The organism is Streptomyces sp. URMC 124, assembly GCF_051386455.1.
In the GTDB taxonomy this organism is placed as follows: Bacteria; Actinomycetota; Actinomycetes; order Streptomycetales; family Streptomycetaceae; genus Streptomyces.
This window is the reverse complement of record NZ_JBPQTS010000176.1, coordinates 1-14,206: the sequence shown is the minus strand read 5'-3', so window position 1 is coordinate 14,206 and position 14,206 is coordinate 1. Positions and strand designations below refer to the sequence as shown.

Annotated in this window: 16 protein-coding genes and 1 pseudogene; 4 read left to right on the top strand and 13 right to left on the bottom strand. The window is 73.0% G+C overall.

Translation table 11 applies throughout. The features are described from left to right. The first annotated feature begins 246 nt into the window (after nucleotides 1-246). Nucleotides 247-1,050 carry a TetR/AcrR family transcriptional regulator gene (locus ACSNOG_RS28080; protein WP_436755503.1) on the top strand — a complete coding sequence of 268 codons (804 nt, stop codon included), beginning with the start codon at nucleotides 247-249 and terminating at the stop codon, nucleotides 1,048-1,050. 195 nt (nucleotides 1,051-1,245) lie between these two features. Here ACSNOG_RS28080 and ACSNOG_RS28075 read toward each other — a convergent pair. Both ACSNOG_RS28075 and ACSNOG_RS28070 read right to left on the bottom strand, forming a co-directional pair. Next, nucleotides 1,246-2,865, bottom strand: a pseudogene (locus ACSNOG_RS28075) (MDR family MFS transporter); the annotation flags it as partial. Between the two features lie 64 nt (nucleotides 2,866-2,929). Continuing rightward, nucleotides 2,930-3,379, bottom strand: coding sequence for a MarR family winged helix-turn-helix transcriptional regulator (locus tag ACSNOG_RS28070; RefSeq protein ID WP_436755502.1), 450 nt, complete (start codon nucleotides 3,377-3,379; stop codon nucleotides 2,930-2,932). A 212-nt stretch (nucleotides 3,380-3,591) separates the two neighbouring features. Here ACSNOG_RS28070 and ACSNOG_RS28065 point away from each other — a divergent pair, with 212 nt between their 5' ends. Next, nucleotides 3,592-3,810 carry a hypothetical protein gene (locus ACSNOG_RS28065; protein WP_436755501.1) on the top strand — a complete coding sequence of 73 codons (219 nt, stop codon included), beginning with the start codon at nucleotides 3,592-3,594 and terminating at the stop codon, nucleotides 3,808-3,810. Nucleotides 3,811-3,847: 37 nt separating this feature from the next. Here the strand turns inward: ACSNOG_RS28065 and ACSNOG_RS28060 are convergent, their stop codons facing one another. From ACSNOG_RS28060 to ACSNOG_RS28040, 5 genes are all read right to left on the bottom strand, one after another. After that, nucleotides 3,848-4,084 (bottom strand): hypothetical protein, encoded by a 237-nt coding sequence (locus tag ACSNOG_RS28060; protein WP_436755500.1) that lies wholly within the window; start codon nucleotides 4,082-4,084, stop codon nucleotides 3,848-3,850. A 795-nt stretch (nucleotides 4,085-4,879) separates the two neighbouring features. Then, a complete protein-coding gene (locus tag ACSNOG_RS28055) occupies nucleotides 4,880-5,713 on the bottom strand; it encodes an RNA polymerase sigma factor SigF (RefSeq protein WP_058045431.1) in 834 nt (277 codons plus the stop codon). A 189-nt stretch (nucleotides 5,714-5,902) separates the two neighbouring features. Then, the gene (locus ACSNOG_RS28050) at nucleotides 5,903-7,015 is read right to left on the bottom strand and encodes an RNA polymerase sigma factor SigF (protein ID WP_436755499.1); all 1,113 of its coding nucleotides are present in this window, start codon (nucleotides 7,013-7,015) and stop codon (nucleotides 5,903-5,905) included. A 150-nt stretch (nucleotides 7,016-7,165) separates the two neighbouring features. Continuing rightward, complete coding sequence (locus ACSNOG_RS28045; RefSeq protein WP_436755498.1) at nucleotides 7,166-7,459, bottom strand: Dabb family protein; 294 nt, start codon at nucleotides 7,457-7,459, stop codon at nucleotides 7,166-7,168. 20 nt (nucleotides 7,460-7,479) lie between these two features. Then, nucleotides 7,480-7,644: a hypothetical protein gene (locus tag ACSNOG_RS28040; RefSeq protein ID WP_436755497.1), complete on the bottom strand. Its 165-nt coding sequence runs from the start codon at nucleotides 7,642-7,644 to the stop codon at nucleotides 7,480-7,482. Between the two features lie 586 nt (nucleotides 7,645-8,230). Between ACSNOG_RS28040 and ACSNOG_RS28035 the strand changes: the two genes are divergently transcribed. After that, a complete protein-coding gene (locus ACSNOG_RS28035) occupies nucleotides 8,231-8,626 on the top strand; it encodes an STAS domain-containing protein (RefSeq protein WP_436755496.1) in 396 nt (131 codons plus the stop codon). Nucleotides 8,627-8,701: 75 nt separating this feature from the next. Here the strand turns inward: ACSNOG_RS28035 and ACSNOG_RS28030 are convergent, their stop codons facing one another. The 6 genes from ACSNOG_RS28030 to ACSNOG_RS28005 all read right to left on the bottom strand — a co-directional run bounded on the left by ACSNOG_RS28030 (nucleotide 8,702) and on the right by ACSNOG_RS28005 (nucleotide 13,311). After that, nucleotides 8,702-9,457, bottom strand: coding sequence for an alpha/beta hydrolase family protein (locus tag ACSNOG_RS28030; RefSeq protein WP_436755495.1), 756 nt, complete (start codon nucleotides 9,455-9,457; stop codon nucleotides 8,702-8,704). A 98-nt stretch (nucleotides 9,458-9,555) separates the two neighbouring features. Then, nucleotides 9,556-10,035 carry a lasso peptide biosynthesis protein gene (locus ACSNOG_RS28025; RefSeq protein WP_436755494.1) on the bottom strand — a complete coding sequence of 160 codons (480 nt, stop codon included), beginning with the start codon at nucleotides 10,033-10,035 and terminating at the stop codon, nucleotides 9,556-9,558. Beyond that, the gene (locus tag ACSNOG_RS28020; protein WP_436755493.1) at nucleotides 10,032-10,352 is read right to left on the bottom strand and encodes a PqqD family protein; all 321 of its coding nucleotides are present in this window, start codon (nucleotides 10,350-10,352) and stop codon (nucleotides 10,032-10,034) included. The genes ACSNOG_RS28025 and ACSNOG_RS28020 overlap by 4 nt, the downstream gene beginning before the upstream one ends. Beyond that, a complete protein-coding gene (locus ACSNOG_RS28015) occupies nucleotides 10,343-12,082 on the bottom strand; it encodes an asparagine synthase-related protein (protein ID WP_436755492.1) in 1,740 nt (579 codons plus the stop codon). Before ACSNOG_RS28015 ends, ACSNOG_RS28020 begins: the two co-directional genes overlap by 10 nt. A gap of 66 nt (nucleotides 12,083-12,148) precedes the next feature. Beyond that, complete coding sequence (locus tag ACSNOG_RS28010) at nucleotides 12,149-12,316, bottom strand: hypothetical protein (RefSeq protein ID WP_436755491.1); 168 nt, start codon at nucleotides 12,314-12,316, stop codon at nucleotides 12,149-12,151. A gap of 179 nt (nucleotides 12,317-12,495) precedes the next feature. After that, on the bottom strand, nucleotides 12,496-13,311 hold the full coding sequence (locus tag ACSNOG_RS28005; protein ID WP_436755490.1) for an alpha/beta fold hydrolase: 816 nt from the start codon (nucleotides 13,309-13,311) through the stop codon (nucleotides 12,496-12,498). 221 nt (nucleotides 13,312-13,532) lie between these two features. On the opposite strand from ACSNOG_RS28005, the gene ACSNOG_RS28000 reads away from it, so the two are divergent. After that, nucleotides 13,533-14,168, top strand: coding sequence for an HhH-GPD-type base excision DNA repair protein (locus tag ACSNOG_RS28000; protein ID WP_436755489.1), 636 nt, complete (start codon nucleotides 13,533-13,535; stop codon nucleotides 14,166-14,168). The last annotated feature ends 38 nt before the right edge of the window (nucleotides 14,169-14,206 follow it).

Genomic DNA, 14,206 nt, shown 5'->3' with positions numbered 1-14,206 from the left:
GCGGCGGGGGTGAGGGCGGGGGCTGCCTGCCGCCTGCTGCTTGGTGGGTCGGTGTGGTTCGGGGCTCGGCCCCTGGTTTTCCACCGCGGCGGTGAACAGCCACAGTGGTGGGTTCGGCGGTGCCGTGCCGGCCTGCGGCGGGCTTGGCACCGCCGGGTAGGCAGGTGGGGGTTCTTCGCCGTTGCGGCGGGGGTGAGGGCGCCTGGCGGGTCTGGGGCAGGGCCTAGCATTTCGGGCGGATGGGGAATGAGAGAGAGGCACAGGATGGCGGGCGGCGGTAAGGGCGCGGCGGCGGCGAGCGAGCCGCGCAGCAGCGTGTGGCTGGCCAAGAAGCCCGACCCCGCCCCGCGGCGCGGGGACGACCAGGGCGCGGGTCTCGACCGGCAGCGCATCGTCCGTGCCACGATCCGCCTGCTCGACACCGAGGGCCTGGAGAAGTTCTCCATGCGCCGCCTCGCCGCCGAGCTGGGCGTGACCGCCATGTCGGTCTACTGGTACGTCGACAACAAGGACGACCTCCTCGAGTACGCCCTCGACGAGATCTGGGCCGACGTGGCCCTCCCGGACGTTTCCGACGAGAGCGGCGACTGGCGCGATCAGCTCCGCGGCCTGGCCGAGGCCTACCGCCAGTGCCTCGCCGGCCACCCGTGGGCCTCCCGCCTCATGGGCCGGTACCTCAATCTCGGCCCGCGCTCCATGGCGTTCTCGAACTCCACGATCGCCGTGATGGGCCGCTGCGGCATCCCTCAGGAGCACATCAGCGGCGCGCTAGCCGCCCTCTTCCAGTTCGTCTACGGCTTCTGCACGATCGAGGGGCTGTACAAGGAGCGCTGCCGGGCCGCCGGCGTCACCGAGGACGAGTACTTCCGGAACGTCATGAACGTGGTCTCCGCGTCTCCCGACTGGATCGAGACCTACCAGGAGGCCGCCGAGATGACCGAGAACTGGGGGAAGGCGGGCTCCGTGGCCGACATGCGGCACCGCGACTTCGAGTACGCCCTCGACACGGTCATCGCCGGCATCGAGGTCATGCGCGACCGGCGCTCCTGAAGCTCCCGCGCACGACGAAGGCCCCGGCCGGTGGCGCGCAGGCCGTCCCCTGCCTGTGCGCGCGCCACCACCCGGGGCCCGTCGCCGGGACCCTCATGCCGTTCCGGTCCCGGTTTCCGTCCGCCGGGGGCGCGTCTCCGCTCGATTCCGCGCCCCGGCCGACGGGGTCTGTCAGCCGCCCTGCCGGGCGGGTTCCGCGTCCTGTTCCGCGGAGGCGGAGGCGGTGGCCGCCGGCGCCTCGGGCCGTCCCTGCAGGGCGACCTCCTTGATGAACAGGGTCAGGACGAAGGCCAGCAGCGCGCACGGCGCGGCGTAGAGGAACACGTCGCCCACCCCGTGCCCGTAGGCGCTCTCCACGACCGTCCGCAGGGGTGCGGGCATCGCGTCGAGCTTGGGGATGCCGCCGCCGGAGCCGCCGCTCTTGGCCGCGGCGGCCGCGGCCTGCGGGCCGAGCGCGGCGATGCCGTCCTTGACGTAGTCCGTGACCCGGTGTCCGAGCACCGCGCCGAGCGCCGAGACGCCCACCGCGCCGCCGAGGGAGCGGAAGAAGGTGACGACGGAGCTGGCGGCGCCGAGGTCCTTCGGGGCGACCTGGTTCTGCGTGCAGAGCACCAGGTTCTGCATCATCATGCCCATGCCGAGGCCGATGAGGGCCATGTAGACGGCCAGGTGCCAGTACGGGGTGTCGTAGCGCATCGTGCCGAGCATCCCGAGGCCCGCGGTGAGCAGCACGCCACCGCTGACCAGCCAGGCCTTCCAGCGGCCCGTCTTGGTGATGATCTGCCCGGAGATCGTCGACGACAGGAACAGGCCGCCGATCATCGGGATCGTCATCACGCCGGACATCGTCGGCGACTTGCCGCGCGCCAGCTGGAAGTACTGCGAGAAGAAGACCGTGCCGCTGAACATCGCGACACCGACGAAGAGGCTCGCCGCCGACGAGAGAGTGATCGTCTTGTTGCGGAACAGCCGCAGCGGAATGATCGGTTCGGACGCCTTGGACTCGACGTAGACGAAGATCGCACCGAGCGCGATCGAGCCGCCGACCATGGCGTAGGTCTGCCACGAGATCCAGTCGTAGTTCTTGCCGGCCAGCGTCACCCACACCAGCAGCAGCGTCACCGAGGCGCTGATGAAGAACGCGCCCAGCCAGTCGACCTTCACGTCCCGCTTCACCACGGGCAGCTTCAGCGTCTTCTGCAGCACGATGAGCGCGATCACGGCGAACGGCACGCCGACGTAGAAGCACCAGCGCCAGCCGAGCCAGTCGGTGTCGGTGATGACGCCGCCGAGCAGCGGGCCGCCGACCGTCGCGACGGCGAAGGTCGCTCCGAGGTAGCCGCTGTAACGGCCGCGCTCGCGCGGGGAGATCATCGCGGCCATGATGATCTGGGCCAGGGCGGACAGACCGCCGACGCCGATGCCCTGCACGGCCCGGCAGGCGATCAGCGTGCCGGTGTTCTGCGAGAGGCCGGCCACGACCGAGCCCGCGACGTAGACGATCAGGGCTATCTGGACCAGCAGCTTCTTGCTGAACAGGTCGGAGAGCTTGCCCCACAGCGGGGTGGACGCGGTCATCGCCAGGAGCGAGGCCGTGACGACCCAGGTGTAGGAGGACTGGCTGCCGTGCAGATCGGAGATGATCTCGGGCAGCGCGTTGGAGACGATCGTCGAGGACAGGATGGCGACGAACATGCCGAGCAGCAGCCCGGACAGCGCCTCCATGATCTGCCGGTGAGTCATGGGGGCGCCGGCGTCCTGGCCGCCGTGCTTGGCGTGGCCGCCCCCCACACCGGCCGGTGTGGTCGAAGCCATGAAGTTCCTTTGCAGTGCGAATGCGGATGCGGATGCGGATGCGGATGTGGCGTGTGATGTGCGTCTACGGGGTGCGGGTCGTGGTCCGGCAGCCGTCGAAGCTGTTGCGGAACCGCCCGAGCAGTTCGATCAGCTGTCCGACGTCCTCCGAGGACCAGTCCCGCAGGCAGGTCGCGAGCGCCTCGGTGTAGCGCCCGGAGACCTGCCGGAGCAGCGCCTCGCCGTCGGGGCTGATGCGCAGCAGCCGGGAGCGCCGGTCCTCGGGGTCCGGGTGCCGGCTCAGCCAGCCCCGGGCCTCCGCGTACGCGACGTGCCGGCTGGTCACCGACATGTCGATCAGCAGCAGTTCGGCCAGCTTGCCCATGCGCATCTCGCCGTACTGCCGCAGCATCGTCAGCACGACGGCCGCGGCCGGCGAGCAGTCCGCCGGGAGTACGCGGGCGAGGTCGCGCCGGACGGCGGCGACGGCACTCAGTTGCCGGGCGAGCTCTTCGTACTGCTCCTGCTCGGCCACGTGCCGCCCTCCCCACTTCAGTTGCTTAGGGCAACGATGTAACCAGGAGTTGGTTGCTGCAGGCAAGTGAAATGGGGTTTCCCTGGGTAAAGGTAGGGCCAAGGATTCCCAGAGGGGTGTAAAGCCGCAGGTCGGGCGCGAAATGGACGGAGTGCCTCAGGAGCGCGGGGCGCTGCGCGCCCTCCGCCCCTCCTTCGCTAGGGTCCTGGCCTATGGCCAACCCCCATCAGCAGAACCCCGAGAGCTACGACCCCGCGGGCAGCACCCAGATGTTCCGCGCCTTCGTCGACGAGGGCCAGGGCGGCCCGGCGGGCCGGCGTGCGGCGGCCCCCGCCCCCGCCCGGTCCTCCGGCCCCCGCGTCGGCCTGATCGCCGGCGTGATCGCGGGCATCGCGGTCGTCGCGGCCGTGGTCTGGCTCGCGCTCGGCTGAGCCCGGACGCGCGCCCGGGCCCCGGCCCGGGCCGGGGCTAACTCCCCTCCACTTTCACGTCGCGCGTCTCGACGTGCATGCCCCACGGCACGCGCCAGGCGTCGACGCACACCGTCCAGGACCCGTAGAGGGCCGCGCCCGCCTCGATCGGCACCGGGAGCGGCCGGGACGAGGTGATCGTGCCCCAGTCCAGACCGAGCAGGTCGATCACGTGGCTGCCGAAGGTGACGGTGCCCGTGGTGACGGGACTGCCACCGGAGTTGGCGAGCGGCACGGTGACCTTCTCGCACCAGCGCCGTCCTTCCTCGTCCGCCGACCGCTGCGGCTCGCCGACGGTGAGCCGGGCCGGTTCGGGCGTCTGCGAGGGTTGCTGACCGGCCGGTGAGGACGGCGGGCGGGGTGACGGTCGTGGCGACGGCGGCGGTTTCGCAGGGGATGCGGGGCCCGCCGTGCGCGAGGAGCTTCCGGCGCCCGTACGAGGATCCGCGCCGCGCCCTGCGCCCTGCGACCCGCTGCTCCTGCCGGGCTGCGATGCCGACACCGACGCTGACGTCGGCGGCGGCTGCGGCGACTGCGGCGATGGCGGTGAGGGCGAAGCCGGCGGTGGGGAGGAAGAACCCTCGGCCGGGGAGCCCGGCGCGCGGCCCGAAGGGTGGCCGGAGGAAGGCGCTGCGGGCAAAGGGTGGAACTCGACGCCCTTGTCGGGCGGAACGGCTCCGCCCACCGGGTGGGAGGACGAGCCGGGGCCTGCCGCCTCGGAGGCGACGTAGGCGTCGCGGTCAGTGCCGCCGCAACCTGCGAGAACGATTCCCAGGGCGAGTGCGGCCGCCGCGGCTGAGGCGGATGCGGAGACGATCGTCTTCCGGCGCATCGGCCCAGTGTGGCTGACGGTCAGTCAGGAGTACAGACTCGGGCAGTGCGGGCAGTGCGGGCAGTGCAGGCGGTGCGTGGTGGTGCGGGCAGTGCCTGGTGGTGCGGTCCGGCGATCCCCCGTGCGTTTCGCCGTGTGGTGGATGGTCCCCCGTGAGATCCCGTGATGTCCTTTGCGAGATCCCCTGTGGTGGTGCGCCTAGTCCGCGATGAGGCCCTCGCGGAGCTGCGACAGCGTCCGGGTCAGGAGCCGGGAGACGTGCATCTGCGAGATGCCGACCTCCTCGCCGATCTGCGACTGCGTCATATTGGCGAAGAAGCGCAGCATGATGATCTGCCGTTCCCTGGGGGGCAGTTTGGCCAGGAGGGGCTTGAGGGACTCGCGGTATTCGACGCCCTCCAGCGCGCTGTCCTCGTAGCCGAGCCGGTCCGCGAGTGAGCCTTCTCCGCCGTCGTCCTCCGGCGAGGGCGAGTCGAGGGAGCTGGCGGTGTAGGCATTGCCGACGGCCAGGCCGTCGACGACGTCGTCCTCCGAGACGCCCAGGCACAGGGCCAGTTCGGGCACGGTGGGCGAGCGGTCGAGCTTCTGTGCGAGCTCGTCGCTGGCCTTGGTGAGGGCGAGGCGCAGCTCCTGCAGCCGGCGCGGCACGCGCACCGACCAACTCGTGTCCCGGAAGAACCGCTTGATCTCGCCCACGACCGTCGGCATCGCGAAGGTGGGGAACTCCACGCCCCGTTCGCAGTCGAACCGGTCGATCGCCTTGATCAGGCCGATCGTGCCGACCTGGACGATGTCCTCCATGGGCTCGTTGCGGCTGCGGAAGCGGGCGGCCGCGTAGCGCACGAGGGGGAGGTTGAGCTCGATCAGGGTGTCGCGGACGTAGGCGCGCTCCGCGCTGTCCCGGTCGAGGGCGGCCAGGCGCAAGAAGAGGGAACGGGAGAGGGTGCGGGTGTCGATGGATTCGCAGTCGTCGAGCACGGCGTGCGGTGCGTCGGTGGCGAGCACCTTCGCGCTGCCCAGGTCTACGGACATGCCACCCCCTTGAGGTCGCGGACGGGTCACAGCGGTGCCCCTCGCACGAGGGGTTCGGCCCCCACCTGAATACCGGAGGCCGCGCTGTGGCAAACGCAGTTCCTGCAGAATGTCACATGTCGGCAACACGCTGTAGCGTCAAGTCGACATATCTGCTGCCTCGTATGGGGAGGGGGTCACCCGTGAGAGTTAGGCTTCGATTCGATTTGCGGAACGCAGCCGCGCGAAGCTCCGGGAGAGCAGCCGGGATACGTGCATCTGCGAGACGCCCAGCTCCGCGCTGATCTGGGACTGCGTCAGATTGCTGTAATAGCGGAGCAGCAGAATGCGCTGCTCGCGCTCCGGCAGCTGCACGAGCAGGTGGCGCACGAGGTCACGGTGTTCGACCCCGGCGAGTGCCGGGTCCTCGTAGCCCAGCCGGTCCAGCAGGCCGGGCAGCCCGTCGCCCTCCTGGGCGGCCTCCAGCGAAGTGGCGTGGTACGAGCGCCCGGCCTCGATGCAGGCCAGCACCTCGTCCTCGGGGATCCGCAGCCGTTCGGCGATCTCGGCGGTGGTGGGCGTGCGGCCGTGCAGCACGGTGAGGTCCTCGCTGGCGCCGTTGACCTGCACCCACAGCTCGTGCAGCCGGCGCGGGACGTGCACGGTGCGCACGTTGTCGCGGAAGTAGCGCTTGATCTCGCCGACCACGGTCGGCATCGCGAAGGTCGGGAACTGCACCCCGCGGTCCGGGTCGAACCGGTCGATGGCGTTGATCAGGCCGATCGTGCCGACCTGGATCACGTCCTCCATGGGCTCGTTGCGGCTGCGGAAGCGGGCGGCGGCGTAGCGGACGAGGGGCAGGTTCGCCTCGATGAGCGCGGCCCGCACGCGGGCGTGCTCGGGCGTGCCGGGGTCCAGGGTGACGAATTCCTTGAAGAGCACCTGGGTGAGGGCCCTGGCGTCGGCGCCGCGGCTCCTGGGGTGGTCGGTGTCGGCCTCGGTTTCGCCGGCGGTTTCGCCATCGGTGTCGCTGTCGGTATCGGTGTCGGTGCCGGCTCCGGCGTTCTCGGTCCCGCCCGGGCCGGGGGCCGCACCGCGGTCCGGGGTGCCGGTCGCGGTGGTGGCCGCGGTGGTGGCCGCGCCGGCGGCCGTGCGGGTGGCCGTGCGGTTCTCCGGCCCGCGGTCGTCCTGGCCGTGGCTCGCATGGCCGCCGGGATCGGCGTCGGGGCCGCCGAGGGGGCGCGCGCCGGCACCCGCCGGCGGCTGGTCGCGCTGGGGAGGGGCTTCCTGGAGGGGGGCTTCGGGGACGGTTCGGGCCGACACGGTTCTGCCACCCTTCATGGTCAACTCATCCGGGAAAAGCGGTCATAGCATCACAAGACATGTGCACTGTGTGCAAGAACCCCATAACATCGTGTTGACCATAAAAACGGCCCCTCGCCCAGGTGGCGAGGGGCCGTGCGCTGCGGGCGCTCAGAAGGGGTAGTCGGCGATCACCCAAGTGGCGAATTCACGCCACTGCGCCACACCCGCCTGGTGCGCGGGGTGGTCCAGGTAGCGCTGGAGCGCCTCGGTGTCCTCGACGGCGGAGTTGATGGCGAAGTCGTACGCGATCGGCCGGTCCGAGATGTTCCAGGCGCACTCCCAGAAGCGCAGCTCCGGCACGAGCTTCCCGAGCTCCTCGAATGCCTGTACGCCGGCGACGACGCGGGGGTCGTCGCGCTCGACGCCCTCGTTGAGCTTGAACAGGACGAGGTGACGAATCACGGCTGCTGCCTCCCGGCCGGTCAGCTGATCAGTTGGGTCATAAACTCGCCGACGCTCTTGGCGGCGTCCGAGATGCCCTCGAACCCTATCTGGACCAGCTCCGCCGACCGCTTGGGGGAGTGGATGATCGTGTACGACACGAAAACGGCGAGCGCCCAGAGCGTGATCTTCTTGGCCTTCTCCACGCTGCACTCCCTCCCCTGTGGTCCCCGCGGTCTCCCCTGTTGATCCCCGCGGTGCAGGCGGATTCTAACCGTACGTATGGTCGAAATGCTGGACGGGGCGCGGCGGGCGCGGCGCCCCGCGCGCGACCTCACACCACCTTTAAGGACCAAAGGCCCGCCAAGCCGGGCCCTTCGCCGTACGGACGCCCCCGCGCCGGGGCGGAGGATAGGGGGAGCCCGTACCGGATCTGGCAGGAATCCGGAGGGCGAGGGACATGGCCTCACTGCGGGGTCAGGGCCGCGAGCTTCCCCCCGACCGCGGCCCGGACTTGGAGGCCGTGACCCCGACGGGGGAAGCGGTTGTCCCCCCGATACCGCTTCCCCCGACCTGCTTTTCCGGAGCCCCGGCACCGGACCCGTCTCGCGCCCGGGTCCGGGGCCGGGGCCTCGTGCGTTGCGCGCCCGCGCGCGCTCCGGCGCGGGCGAATCCGGAGGCGCGATCACAGCTTTGCGACAAAGGTGAGATTCACGTACTGCGGGGGCACCAGAAAGGTATCCGGCAACCGGCGGATGACCGGTGCCGGAGGTGAGGGGCCGAGGGAGGTCGGTGAGGGGCGACATGGGCGCGGACGAGCCCGCCTTCGCCATGCGGGAGCGCGTGGCGTGCGGCGCGATCATCATTGAACTGCACGGTGAGATGGACATCTTGGCGGAACAGGAGCTCGGGCCCCGCATGGACGCGCTGACCGAACGGGGTCGCGCCGACATCGTGATCGACCTCCGCCGGGTGACCTTCCTGGACGCGAGCGGGCTCCGGCTGCTGCTCAGAGCCCGGCACCGCATGCTCTGCCGCGGCGGCCGGCTGCGGGTGGTGCGGGGTGTGGCGCGGGTGTCCCGGGTGATGCGGGTGGCCGGGGTGGAGAGCGCTTTCACCATCGTGGACGCGTTTCCGTCCGTACGGGCGGAGGAGGCGGCGGGACCACAGGACGGAAGCGTCGCCTGAGCGGCGCCGTCCGAGCGGCGCCGTGTGGACGGCGCCGTCCGAGCGGTGCCGCCGGCCCGCCGGAGCGGCGGCCCGTCAGCCCGTGATCCCCGCTGCCTCCGCCAGGGCCCGGGCCGCTGCGCGGCCGCCCTCCAGGGCGTGTTCGGCCGTGCTCGGGCGGAGGCGGCCGAGCACCGGGTCGAACTCGCTTCCGAGGACCCCGGCGTGGTCCGTCCGCGGCTCCGCCTGCCGCACCGGCCACCCGTGCCCCTGCAGCGCCGCCGCGAACTCCCGGGAGAAGCGGACGCCGACCTGGTCGTCCTCCGTGCCGTGCACGAGCCGCACCGGCACCGGGGCGGCCGCGCCCGGAAGGCCCGCCCGGTCCGCGAGGTCCGCGAGGTCCTCCAGGGGCACCGAGCCGGTGGTGCGGGCGGGCACGTCGTACCGGCCGGCCAGGCCCACGACGCCGGCCGGCCGCCATCCGCCGAAGAGGTCCGGCCGCAGCGCGGTGGCCACCGCCGCCCCCGCCCCGGCCGACCACCCCGCGACGACGATCCGGGCGGGGTCGCCGCCGAACTCCGCCGCGCGCTCCCGTACGAACGCCAGGGAGTCCAGCAGGTGCGCCGCGCCGCGGTCGGGGGCGTCGGAGCGCCAGTCCGCGGCGAGGACCACGAGCCCCTGCGCTGCCGCCGCCTGTGCGACCGGCCGCACGATCTCCCGCTCGTCCGGCCCCATGCCGTGCCAGAGGAGGACGGCGGGGGCGCTCCCGGCGCGGGGCGGCGCGTAGACGTCCACGGCCTTGCCGGACGCCGTGCGGGCGAGGGTCCGTATCGTGCCGGTCTCGGCGGTCATGGCGGTGTGCTCCTGTCGTCGGTCGTCGGTTGTCTGCCGTCGGTCGTCTGCCGTCGGCCTTCTGCCCGGCCTCTCCCGACACTCTTTCACCGCACCCCTCACGGCACCCGCTGCAGCACCGTGTACCCCAGTCGTACGTCCGGGTTGTCGGTCAGGACCGTGCCGTGGAGCTCCGCCCACGAGTGGAACGCCTGCGCCGGGGAGGGCGTGGCGCGCCCGCGGGCCACCGTCATGCGCGCGGGCAGCCCGAGCGCGCACAGATAGGTGGTCAGGGCCAACGACCGCGGCAGGCAGGGCCCGTTGGGCAGCATCGTCCGGAGCACCAGCTGGGCGCCGAGGATCTCCCGGCGGGCCAGCCGCACCGCGGTGCCCGGCGACAGGCCGGACAGCGCCGCCGCGCCGCGGGCGGGCCGGGTCCGGCACAGGTACGGGTACGCGCCGCGCCAGCCGCGCCGCCGGTACAGCCACAGCGCCCGGGCCGTACGGGCCAGGGCGACGGCCCGCAGGCGCAGCGGTACGGCCGGGGGCGGCGGGCCCTCCCGGGGGCCGTCCAGGAAGAACTCCCAGTCCGCGCTCACCGCTCCGCCCTCCGCCGGCGGATGCGCGGGCGCCGGCCGCGCGGCGGGCGTCCGCCGTCGCCGAGCAGCAGGGACCGCTCGCCCAGCCGGTCGGCGAGTCCGGCCAGCCCGGCGGCCAGCGTGGCGTCGTCCGCGTCGAAGTCCTCGCGCAGCCGGGCGACGGCCGCGGACACGGAGTCGCAGGCCAGCGCGGTGCGCAGCATGTAGGTGGCCGTGGAGTTGAGGGACAGGCAGACACCCCGGCGGGTGTCGAGGATGAGGCCGGCGTCGTCGGTGTCGTCGAAGACGGCGTGCTCGGCCAGGCCGATCAGAGGCATCGGGTGAACCCCCTCCGGGTCGCGGGCGTGCGCCGCGCGTCGCTGCGCAGGAACAGCTCGGTCATGGCGGTGCTGAGCAGGGTGTCCGCGTTGAGGCGCAGCCGCGCCGGCTCGGCCAGGACGTCCCCGAGCCGGGCGGGGTCGACGATGCCCAGGGCGACGAGGTGCGCCTGCGGCCCGCCGATGAGGGAGGCGAGGACGTGGCGGTGGCCGAGGACGTACTCCTTGTGCGGGGAGCCGGGCCACAGCCGCCCGTGCCGCCGCCAGACGGCTGCCGGGAACCGGCTGGAGAGCATCAGCCGGAGCACGGGCTTGGTGATGAGCCGTCCCTGGTGCGGCAGGAGCCGGTAGGCGTCCGGCATGCGGGCGGAGAGCCGCCGCAGGCCCTTGCTGCCCAGGGGGTTGCACAGCTGGATGCCGCGGGGCCGCCAGAGGGTGAGGTTCGCGCAGTGTTCCTGCGGGGCGTAACCGGGGTGCTCGGGCGGGGCGCCCGCGGCGGCGGGAGCGCCGTCCCGGTCGGCGGTGACCGGGGTGAGGAAGTCCGCGGCCCGCCCGCCCCCGCGCCCGGGCGTGCCGTCGTCGAGGAGCGGGGAGCCGGGCGCGGCGCTGCGCAGGATGCGGGGGAGCTCCCAGCGCGAGGTGAGCAGCCCCCGGCACAGGACGGCCTTCTCCCGCGCCGGCAGGTCGCCGGTGAGCACGCCGTGCAGGCCGTAGCGCGCCGGGCCGAAGATCCTGTCGCCCTCGCGGCCCCAGGCGAGGAAGGTGATCCCGTCCCGGGCGACGCGCTCGGCGGTCTGCTCCAGCCACCGGTAGGCCGGGTGGTTGTACGGGTGGGGGAACTCCCACCGCTCGTCGAGGTATCCGGTGCCGTGGTCCGTCACGACCGGCACGAACGGCACGCCCAGGTGGTCGCAGATCGCCCGGGCGTACCCGGACTCGTCCGCCAGGGGGTCCCGGGTGGCCCGGTGGTAGGCGACCACGTCGGCGCCGGCCGCGACCAGGGCCGCCAGCACGGCCGCGGAGTCCAGGCCGCCGCTGAGCAGGATGCCGGTCCGGCCGTGGCCGGCGTACGGCCGTACGGACTCCACCAGCAGCTCCCAGGCGGTCTCCGCGTACTCCGCCATCGTGGTGCGCGCGGGCAGCTCCAGCGGCGTCACCGGGTCGTAGACGGCCGTGGTCACCGACCCGCGTTCGACGGTGACGATCCGGCCCGGCGGGACCGGGGTGACGCCGGGGTAGACGAAGACCGCCTCGCCGCGGCAGGAGCGCCGCACGGCCTGCGGGTCGAACTCCCCGGGGCCGTCGAGCAGGTCGGTCGGGTCGGTGGAGAAGCGCAGCAGGTCCCCGGAGCACCGGTAGTGCAGGCCCTCCTCGCCGGCGGCGCTGCGGAAGAGGAACACCCGGTGGTCGGTGACGAGCGCACCGGCCAGCTCGCCGGGCAGACGGGCCAGTTCCGCGTGGCGGCCCTCCTTGAGGGCGTGGACGAGCCGCCCGACCCACGCGGGCGTGACCGGGCCGCGGACGACGCCGGTCAGCAGGAGTCTCTCCCGTTCGGAGGGGAAGGGGACCCGGGGCGTCTTCGGCGCCGCCCACTGGACGAGGTGGCGTCCGGGGTCGGACCAGGCCGGGCGCTGCCCGAAGGGTGCGGTCACGTACGAGATGCGGGAGGGGCCGCCGCCGAACGGGACGCGCCCGTAGCAGCCCAGGTAGTCGCCGACGGGAACAGGCACGGGCTCCATGACTTCCCTTCCGACCATGAGGGAACGGCTCCGACCTTGAGGGGAACGGCTTCGCGGTCAGAGGAAGGCGCGGCGGTCCGGTGCGCCGGAGGGGCGGTGGAGCCCGCCGTGGGCGGTCAGCTGCTCGACCGTGCCGAGCTCGTCGATCCGCGGCTCCACGTAGGGGCGTTTGGTCGCGGGCGGTTCGTCCGGCACGGGCAGGTCCGACGCGTGCGTGCTCTCCATCGCGGTCCCCCTCTTTCCGCAGGGCACTGTGTCCGTCCCACTCCACGGTCGGGCACTCCTGCCGCTCCCGCACAGAGGGTGCTGACGCGCTGGAGCGGCGCCCCGGAGCGGGCGGAGGGGCGCGCGGCGCGCGGACGCCCGGGTACCGGGGCGCGCGCCCGGGCGGCGGTCACGCCGCGTCAGGCCGCCTCGAGGAATCTCCGCACCATCGCCGCGAACACTTCGGGGTGCGACACATGCGGAATGTGGCCTGCGCCTTCCAGTCCCCTGAGCTTCGCCCGCCGCATCGTGCGCGAGAGCTCCACCGTGACCGGCGGCAGCCACGGCAGGCTCTCCGTCCCGTACGTCAGCAGGGCGGGCCCGGTCCAGGCGGCCAGGCGCGTGAGGTCGAGGCTCGCCCAGCCGGGGTCGGACTGCTCGGCCGCGAACGCGCGGCCGTTGGCGACGAGGGTCGCCCGCACCCGGTCGGGCAGGGCCTCCCAGGAGCCCGGGCCGAGGGCGACCTCTTCCGTGAAGCGGCGCACCCCCTCGCCCTCCTCGCCCGCGAGGATCAGCGCCACGGCCGCGTCGATGCCCTCCTGCGCGGCCCGCACCAGCACGTGGACGGGGTCGTCGCCGCGGACGACGCCCAGCAGCGGGGGCTCGTGGACGATGAGGGAGCGCAGGAGGTCGGGGCGGCGCACGGCCAGGCCCAGGGCGGTCGAGGCGCCGTAGGAGTTGCCGACGACGTGGGCCGGGGCGAGGCGGAGCGTCTGCAGCAGCGCGGCGAGGTCGTCCTCGTGCTCCCTGCGGGTGACGCGGCCGCCCGCGCCGCGCGTACTGGCGCTGTGCCCGCGCCGGTCGTACACCAGGACGCGGAAGGACTCCGCGAGGGCCGGGACCACCGCCCGCCAGGTGTAGTGGTCGGTCAGCCCGCCGTGGACGAGCACCAGCGGCTCGCCCTCGCCCGCGATCTCGTGGAAGAGCTCCGCGCCGCGCACCCGCACTCGCGCCATGCCGGACCCCTTCGTTCGGACGCACCGCTCGGACGCACCGCTCGGGCACCCGGTGGGTCCGGCGCAGTCCGTCCATGACAGCCGCCGCGGCGCACCGCCCGCAAGACCGCCTCTCCCTCGTTCACCCGTTCGCCCGGCGGGAGGCGAACGGGAGGGGATGGGGTGACACCCCGGGCTCCCGGCTCCCTCCCGCGCGGGCCGTCCGGGGCGATCATCGACGCATGGACAAGACCCTTCACCTCGCCCAGCAGCCCGAGGCCGACGCCCTGCTCGGCCGCAGCCCGCTCGCCGCGCTGACGGGCATGCTGCTGGACCAGCAGATCCCCATGGAGTGGGCGTTCGCCGGCCCGTACGCCATCACCGTGCGGATGGGGCGCGACGACCTCGACGCGTACGAGATCGCGGCCTACGACCCCGAGGCGTTCGCGGCGCTGCTGTCGGAGAAGCCGGCGGTGCACCGCTACCCGGGAGCGATGGCCAAGCGCGTGCAGCAGCTGTGCCAGTACCTGGTCGATCACTACGGCGGGGAGGCGAGCGCCGTGTGGGAGGGCGTCGAGAGCGGCGAGGAGCTCTTCCGGCGGCTCAAGGAACTGCCCGGCTTCGGCGAGCAGAAGGCCCGCATCTTCCTCGCGCTGCTGGGCAAGCAGCTCGGGGTCGCGCCGGAGGGCTGGCGCGAGGCGGCCGGCGCCTACGGCGAGGAGGGGTCCTACCGCTCGGTCGCGGACATCACCGGGCCCGAGTCGCTGGCCAAGGTGCGCGAGCACAAGCAGGAGATGAAGCGCGCGGCCAAGGAGGGGGCGGCCAAGAAGGCGACCGTCCGGCCGGCCAAGAGGACCCCGCGGCAGACGAAGGGCTGAACCCCTCCCCGGCCTCCCCGTCCTGTCTCTTATACACA

Coding starts and splice junctions, on each gene's coding strand:
- ACSNOG_RS28055 (WP_058045431.1), bottom strand. CDS start 5,713: ATGTCCGTAGACCTGGGCAGCGCGAAGGTGCTCGCCACCGACGCACCG.
- ACSNOG_RS28065 (WP_436755501.1), top strand. CDS start 3,592: ATGGCCAACCCCCATCAGCAGAACCCCGAGAGCTACGACCCCGCGGGC.
- ACSNOG_RS28010 (WP_436755491.1), bottom strand. CDS start 12,316: ATGGAGAGCACGCACGCGTCGGACCTGCCCGTGCCGGACGAACCGCCC.
- ACSNOG_RS28000 (WP_436755489.1), top strand. CDS start 13,533: ATGGACAAGACCCTTCACCTCGCCCAGCAGCCCGAGGCCGACGCCCTG.
- ACSNOG_RS28020 (WP_436755493.1), bottom strand. CDS start 10,352: ATGCCTCTGATCGGCCTGGCCGAGCACGCCGTCTTCGACGACACCGAC.
- ACSNOG_RS28005 (WP_436755490.1), bottom strand. CDS start 13,311: ATGGCGCGAGTGCGGGTGCGCGGCGCGGAGCTCTTCCACGAGATCGCG.
- ACSNOG_RS28030 (WP_436755495.1), bottom strand. CDS start 9,457: ATGACCGCCGAGACCGGCACGATACGGACCCTCGCCCGCACGGCGTCC.
- ACSNOG_RS28080 (WP_436755503.1), top strand. CDS start 247: ATGAGAGAGAGGCACAGGATGGCGGGCGGCGGTAAGGGCGCGGCGGCG.